General features: G+C 74.3%; 6 protein-coding genes. 4 read left to right on the plus strand and 2 right to left on the minus strand.

The features are described from left to right. The first annotated feature begins 152 nt into the window (after window positions 1-152). The 4 genes from ACIA8F_RS09390 (at window position 153) to ACIA8F_RS09405 (ending at window position 4,487) form a co-directional block, all read left to right on the plus strand. Window positions 153-1,253: a fatty acid desaturase gene (locus tag ACIA8F_RS09390; RefSeq protein ID WP_399377656.1), complete on the plus strand. Its 1,101-nt coding sequence runs from the start codon at window positions 153-155 to the stop codon at window positions 1,251-1,253. Between the two features lie 35 nt (window positions 1,254-1,288). After that, a complete protein-coding gene (locus tag ACIA8F_RS09395; protein WP_399377657.1) occupies window positions 1,289-2,425 on the plus strand; it encodes an aminotransferase class V-fold PLP-dependent enzyme in 1,137 nt (378 codons plus the stop codon). Between the two features lie 84 nt (window positions 2,426-2,509). After that, window positions 2,510-3,817 (plus strand): amino acid deaminase, encoded by a 1,308-nt coding sequence (locus ACIA8F_RS09400; protein WP_399377658.1) that lies wholly within the window; start codon window positions 2,510-2,512, stop codon window positions 3,815-3,817. Window positions 3,818-3,848: 31 nt separating this feature from the next. Continuing rightward, complete coding sequence (locus tag ACIA8F_RS09405; RefSeq protein ID WP_399377659.1) at window positions 3,849-4,487, plus strand: hypothetical protein; 639 nt, start codon at window positions 3,849-3,851, stop codon at window positions 4,485-4,487. 71 nt (window positions 4,488-4,558) lie between these two features. Here the strand turns inward: ACIA8F_RS09405 and ACIA8F_RS09410 are convergent, their stop codons facing one another. Beyond that, window positions 4,559-5,809 (minus strand): GNAT family N-acetyltransferase, encoded by a 1,251-nt coding sequence (locus ACIA8F_RS09410; RefSeq protein WP_399377660.1) that lies wholly within the window; start codon window positions 5,807-5,809, stop codon window positions 4,559-4,561. 97 nt (window positions 5,810-5,906) lie between these two features. Beyond that, window positions 5,907-7,010: an AMP-binding protein gene (locus ACIA8F_RS09415; protein WP_399377661.1), complete on the minus strand. Its 1,104-nt coding sequence runs from the start codon at window positions 7,008-7,010 to the stop codon at window positions 5,907-5,909. Window positions 7,011-7,165: the final 155 nt, after the last annotated feature.

Raw genomic sequence — 7,165 nt, forward strand, 5'->3', positions numbered from 1 at the left:
GCGATCGGCATGCGCCCGCCGCCAGCCGCCCGCCGCCGTCCGCCGGGGTCCGCGACGCGCCGCCCAGCTCCCGGAACCGACCCCGCGACGAGGCCCGTCCCCGTCTGTTCCGGTCCGCGCCGTGCTGCCCTTTTTGCACCTGGAGAGGAAACGTGACGACCTCCGTACAGAACGACCTCCGCAGCCTGGACTTCAGCAGGCTCGACCGCACCGTGCGCAAGGAGCTCCGAGAGCTGTGCACGCTGGACAACCACCATGCCCCGCTGGCGCTGCTCTGCGACTACCTCATCCTGGCCGCCTCGGTCTGGCTGAGCGTGGGCGTCTCCTACTGGTTCTACCCCGTCGCGCTCGTCCTCATCGGGTCCACGCAGCGGGCCTTCGTGAACCTGCTGCACGAGTCCTCGCACAAGGTGCTCGCACGCAACGGCCGGCTCAACCTCACCCTGGGCACGGTGTTCTCCGGCTATCTCGTCCTGCACATGTACAACCCGTACCGGCACTCCCACATCGGCTTCCACCACCGGTTCCTCGGCGATCCGGAGAAGGACCCCGACTACAACTTCCACGTCGGCGTCGGCCTCTACGACCACACCCAGTCCGACCGGGCGTTCTTCCTGCGCAACATCGCCCAGGCGATCCTCGGCCTGCGGGCCGCGGAGTACGTGACGTACGTCGTCCGCGACCGCATCCTCTTCAAGGCGGACGGGGCCGCGGTGTCCATGCCGATCCGCCAGCGCACCGAACTCGTGCTGATGCTCTCGCAGTGGGCCGCGATCGCCGCCGTGTGCACGTGGCAGGGATGGCTGCTGGAACTGCTCCTCTTCTGGTTCGTGCCGCTGTTCACCACGGCCATCGCCATCGGCTGGCTGTCGGAGCTCGCCGAGCACTACCCGCTGCCGGAGAGCGAGTCGCGCCAGATCCTGATGACGCGCAACCGGCACGGCTGGGCGATCGAGCGCTTCCTGCTCGGGCGCCACCACGACAACTACCACCTGGTGCACCACCTCAACACGGGCGTGCCGTTCTGGAACATGAAGCGCGCCCACCGCGTCCTGCTGCGGGACCCCGCCTACGCCCGCTGGGACGGACTGTGGGCGGGCATCCTGACCCGGTCCCGCGGCCGGCGCAACCAGGAGACGCTGCTCAGCTACGCCTCCAAGTACCGCAGGTGGAAGCGGGCCGGCGGCGACCCCGAACAGCTCGGCACCGAGGGCTCCTTCGCGGAAGCGGCCGCTCTCGCACGGGCTTCCTGAACCGTACGCACGGGAACCACGAGGAGAGCCCCGCCATGCCCGTACACCTCAACACCGCGGGCGCCGGGCTCATGCCCGACGCCGTCGTGGACGCCATGACCGACTGTCTGCGCGGGGAGGCGCGCGACGGTGCGTACGAGACCGAACTGCGGCACGCCGACACGCTCGACAAGGGCGTGTACGAAAGCCTGGCCCGCGTGCTCGACGCCCCGGCCGAGGACCTCGCACTGTTCGACAGCGCCACCCGCGCATGGACCTCGGCCGTCACGGCCCTGCCCCTGTCGGCACGGGACCGTATCTGGATCACCCCGTACGAGTACGCGGGCAACCTCATCCTGTGGACCGAGCTGAGGCGGCGCACCGGCGTACGGATCGAGGTCGTGCCCCTGCTGCCGGGCGGCGACCTGGACGTGGAGTGGATGCGGAACTCCATCCGGGAGGACGTGGCCGTGGTCTCGGTCCCGCACGTGCCCTCGGGGTGCGGCATCGTCCACCCCGTCGAGGAGATCGGGCAGCTCCTGGCCCCCTGGCCGTGCCTGTACCTCGTCGACGCCTGCCAGTCGGTGGGACAACTGCCCGTATCCGTACGGGACATCGGATGCGACCTGCTCACCGGTGCGGGCCGCAAGTTCCTCCGCGGGCCGCGCGGCACCGGCTTCGCGTACATCGGACCGCGTCTGCGCGAGCGGGCGCACCCCCCGTTCCACGATCTGCACGTCGCCGACATGACCTCCGGCACGACCTACCAGGTACACACCGAGGGCTCCCGGCGCTTCGAGTACGCCGAGCGCTCGGCCGCCGCCGTCATGGGGCTCGACGCAGCCCTGCGGTACCAGCTCCGCCGCACGGAGAGCGCCGTCGAGCCCTCCGGAAGCCCGCTGCGCGACCTCGTCCGCGCGGCGGTCGAGGAACTGCCCGGCATCCGGCTCGTCGACCCCGGCACGCACCACGCCTCGATCGTCACGTTCGTGTGCGACCACGCGCCGGCGCCGCGCCTGCGGGACGAACTCGCCGCCCGCGGCGTCAACGTCTGGGTGGCCCAGGGCAGTCACACGCCGCTGTTCATGCGTAGCGAGGGAGTGGACCACGCCGTGCGCGTGGCGCCCCATCACTACAACACCCCTGAGGACGTCGCCGTGTTCGCACGCGAACTGCGGGCGATCCTCGCCTGACCGAAGGGGGCGGCCGGGCCGGTCGGCAGGCGGGGCCGGCCCGGCCGGACACAGAAGACCGAACCGAACACGGGAGGAATCACGGTGACCACACCGCACGAGGCCATCGACCGGGAGGCGCTCCGGGCCCTCGGCGACGAGGTGATCGACTGGCGCTTCAAGGGACTGCCGGTCTCCGCGGAGGGCGGCACGGTGGCCGAGCTGGCCGCCCGGGGCCTGAACCTCTTCGACGACGGGTTCGTAGGGCCCGTTCTCACGCTCGACGCCGACGCCCTGGAACACAACGTCACCACCATGGCCAAATGGTGCGCGGAGCGCGGTGTGGAGCTCGCCCCGCACGGCAAGACCACCATGGCGCCGCAGCTCTGGGCACGCCAACTCGACGCCGGCGCCTGGGGGATCACCGCCGCCAACACCGCGCAATTGCGCGTCTACCGCCACTTCGGCGTGGCGAACGTCCTCTTCGCCAACGAACTCGTCGACGCCCCGTCCCTGCACTGGGTCAGCTCCGACCTGGACCGCGACCCCGGCTACCGCTTCAGCTGCTTCGCCGATTCGCCCGAGGTGGTCCGGCGCATGCACGAGGCCCTCAGCGCCCTGCGGCCCGCGCCCTCGCGGCCGATCGACGTGATCGTCGAGATCGGCCGTACGGGCGGCCGGGCCGGCGCCCGCACCGTGGCGGACGCCCTCGCCACGGCCCGCGCGGTCGCCGACAGCCCGGTACTGCGGCTGGCCGGAGTGGGGGGATACGAAGGCGTCCTCGTCAACGACCCCTCCCCGAACAGCCTCGGGGTCATCGACGGCTTCCTGCGCCGCATCCGCGAGGTGACGGAACTCATCCACGAGGAGCGGCTGTTCGAGACCGACACCGTCGTGGTGACGGCCGGCGGCAGCTGCTTCTTCGACCAGGTGGCCAAGGCCCTCACCGCACCCTGGCCCGAGGGGCTGAACGTGCTGCCGGTCCTGCGCAGCGGCTGCTACATCGCCCACGACGACGGCTTCTACCGCTGGATGTCGCCGTTCTCCCGGGAGGCGGCGGGCGAGGGACGGCTGCGACCCGCCCTGCGGGCCTGGGGCCGGGTCACCTCGCGACCCGAACCGGGCCTCGCCCTGGTCACGGCCGGCAAGCGCGACCTGTCCTTCGACGCCTGGCAGCCCGAGCCGCAACTGGTCCGCCGCGACGACGGATCCACGCAGCCGCTGCACGACTGCGTGATCAGGGAAGTCAACGACCAGCACGCCTTCATCCGGCTGGCCCCCGGCAACGACGTCCGCGTCGGGGACTGGGCCGGCATCGGCCTCGCCTACCCGTGCACCGCGTTCGACAAGTGGCAGCTCATCCCGGTGACCCGCGGCGAGACCGTGATCGATCTCGTCCGGACCTTCTTCTGACCGGCACGGCGGAGAGAGTGGGGGGCGGCGGGTGACCGCGACCGCGACGGTGACCGGACGGCACGCAGGCAGCGCGACACGGCTGCTGTGCGCGCTGCAGACAGCCGTCGCCGTACCGGCGGGCGTGCTCCTGGCGGGACGGACGCCCGGGGGCTACGCCGTCGGGGCGGTCCTCGCCGCGGCGGCGACGGGCGCGGCCCTGCTCGGCCCGCGCCTGCGCTCCCGTACACGCAGCGCCGCCGCCCCGGGCCACCGGCCGGCCGCGACCGGTCCCCGTACGCGGGCGGCCGTGTCCCTCGGCCTCGGCGCGGTCGCGGCAGCGGGCCTGGCCGGGGCGGGTCCGTCCCCGACGGTTCCCGCGATGGCAGGACTGCTCTGCCTGCTCGGCTGCGCCACGGCCTGCGCACCGCGCGCGGCGCCGGCGGGCACCGCTCTCGTATGGAGCGCCGGTCCGCCGCTCGGCGTGTTCTTCGCCCTCCTCGCCGGTACGGGCGCGGTCTTCGGGGTGCTCGCCGCCCTGGACACCGCGGCTCTCGCGCTGCTCCTGGCCGGGCCGTACCCGTCCCTCCGGGCCCGCCTGTCCCGGCTCCGGAGCCTGCTCGCCACCCCCGCGAGCAGCGAGCCCTGGCCGTCGGGGCAGCGCCGCTGGGTCAACCAGCGGACCCCGTGACCGGCCGGGCCCGGCACGCCGCAAGCCCCGCGGAGCTCGTTCCGCGGGGCTTGCGGGGTGGGTGGCCGCGGTCAGTGTTCGGCCGAGTACCACGGCTCGTGGCCGCACCGGAAAGCCGACGAGGAGCGTGCCAAGGCGCCGGGGCGCAGCTCGGTGACGCGGCCGGCGCGGGCGAGGGTCTCCAGCGTGGTGCCGCCCAGGTACGCGGCTGCGAGTTCGGCGGCCGTCAGGCGCAGATCCGCGGCAGCGGCCGTACGGACGCAGGAGACCTGCCCGCCGTCGGCGGACAGCCGGTACCGTCCCGCGTTCCACGGGCAGAACCGGTCCTCGACATCGAGGACGACGTCCACCTGTGCCGCGTAGCGGCGCGCCGCGAGCGCCCGGCCGACGTCGACGAGCCGTACCCACAGACCGTCGGAGACGGTGGTGCGCAGGGACCGCATGTCGGCCAGCAGGTGCAGCAGCGGTTCGCCGGGCGCACCGCGGTAGCGGACCCACGGGTGGACGTCGATGTCGATGAGATAGCGCCACAGGGCCGCGTACGCCGGCCCGGTGGTGGTCAGCACCTCGCCGACCTCCACCGCGCTGTGCGGGTTCTCGTGGCCGCCCCCGCGCAGCCGGTAGAAGGCGTATCCGCTCACCTCGCCGTCGGGCTCGGTGTGCACGGCGAAGCGCAGGGCCGTGGCCCCGTTCCGCGCGTGCTCCTCGTCGTAGAGCCGGTCGTTCCAGAAGGGTCCGGGCCGGTCGATGCGGCCCACGGTCAGCGTGCGGGCCCGGTCGTAGAGCTGCTCCAGGACCGGCCGGGCCGCCTCGCGGGGCAGCAGCCGGATGCGGCCCCGGCCGAGGTCGGTCCCGGGGCGGAAGGCCATCGCCCGGGTGTCGCCCAGGTAGTCCGCCTGGTACGAGGCCACCCCGTAGCCGAAGCGCTCGTAGACCGGGGCCTCGGAGGCGTTCAGGACGGCGATCGGCTCCCGTCCCGCCGCGTGGACGTCGTGCAGCTGCCGGCGCATGAGGGAGGTGAGGATGCCCCGCCGCCGGTGGGTCGGGGCCACGCCCACCCAGACCACGCGGGCGGCGGGAACGATCGCGCCGGGCACCGTCAGCGCCCGCGTGTAGAGCGCGGCGCCGCCGACCGGCAGGTCCCCGTCGAACGCGGCGAGCGTGCGGTCGAGTTCGATCGTGGTCCGTTCCACGGCCAGCTGGGACGCCGTCCGGTCCTCGCCGTAACTGTCGGCGACGACCAGGGCCCAGGCCTCGAACTCCTCGGCACGCAGGGGGCGCAGGGGATGGGGAGGGGCGGGATCGGGAGGTACGGAGGGCATGGGCGTCGTGCTCCTTCCGGTTCGGCGGCGGGAGATCCGGGAGATCCGGGGGATCCGGGGGATCCGGGGGATCGGCAAGACCGCCCCGGGTCTCCGACTAGCGCGCGGGCACGGCCCCGGACCGGGTGCGCGCGGTGGGCCGGGCGAGGCAGCGGACGACGGCGTCCGGGCGGCCGAAGCGTCCGCGGGCGTCCGCGTCGAAGGCCGCGCCGGTCGCGCCCGTCGCGGGGGCGGTGGTGGGGGACCGGGTCAGGTCCACGAGGGCCACGGTCCGGCCGAGCAGGGCCTCGTGACGATCGAGGAGGGACGCGGGGGGCGGTCCGGCAGCCAGCGTCACCGTGTCCAGCGTGCGCAGTTGCTGCCGGAGGCCCGGCCCGCCGGCAGCTCCCAGCAGGTCCTCGAAGAGGGCCGATGTGCACAGGAGTTGGGTCACCCGGTGGCGCTCCACGAGCCCTGCCAGGGCTCCGGGCGCACGCGTCTGCTCCGCGCCGGCGAGGATCAGCCGGCCACCCGCGGCGAGCGTGGCCCACAGGCCCGCCGCGGCGGCCTCGTGGGCGAGGGGCTCTGTCAGCAGAAGGACCGGGGTGCCCGGACACAGCGCACGTCGCGTCGTCATCGCGGCGGACAGCTCGGCATGCGTGACGACCACGCCGACGGGGGCGCCCGGCCCTCGCGGCAGGGGAACGGCCACGCATGCGGGCCCGTCCGGCCCGCTCACCGGGGATGCGGCGCCCTCCCGCTCCGGGCCCGGCACCGGCGCCGGCAGAGCGGCGTACGGCTCCACCGCCAGGGTGGGCAGCCGCCCCGCACCGGGCCCGCCCGGACGGGTCGCGCCGGTGTCGGCACCCCGGGTCACGACGCAGCGCACCGCGACGCCGGACAGGGCGGCACCCAGGTCACCGGCCGGGGTCGCCGGGTCGAGGGGAACGTAGGCGGCGCCCGCGCGCAGGGCGCCGAGCGCGGCGGCGACCAGGGCGGGCGACGGTTCGACGAGCACGCCGACGCGGTCGCCGCGGCCCACTCCGGCGGCGGTGAGCCGGCGGGCGATCTGCCCTGCCCACAGGTCGAGTTCGCGGTAGGTGACCGCATCGGTTCCGGTGCGCACGGCGGTGCGGGCCGGCACCCTGCGGGCGACGGCGGCCACCACGTCGTGCACGGGCGAGTGGGGACGGGCGAGGGCGGCGGGGTCGGGCCTGGGCATGTGGATTCCTCCCACTGCTCCGTGGTGGATGGGGTGCGCGTGCGCCGCCGGCCGGGGCCGGCGGCGGACGCCCACCCCGCGGCTGTCAGCCCCCCGGGGGCGGCGCCCGGCTCACGGCCAGCCCGATAAGGGCGGGGGGCGGAGCCCGCCCCCCC

Origin of the sequence: Streptomyces sp. NPDC051563 (genome assembly GCF_044454225.1) — a bacterium.
GTDB lineage: Bacteria > Actinomycetota > Actinomycetes > Streptomycetales > Streptomycetaceae > Streptomyces.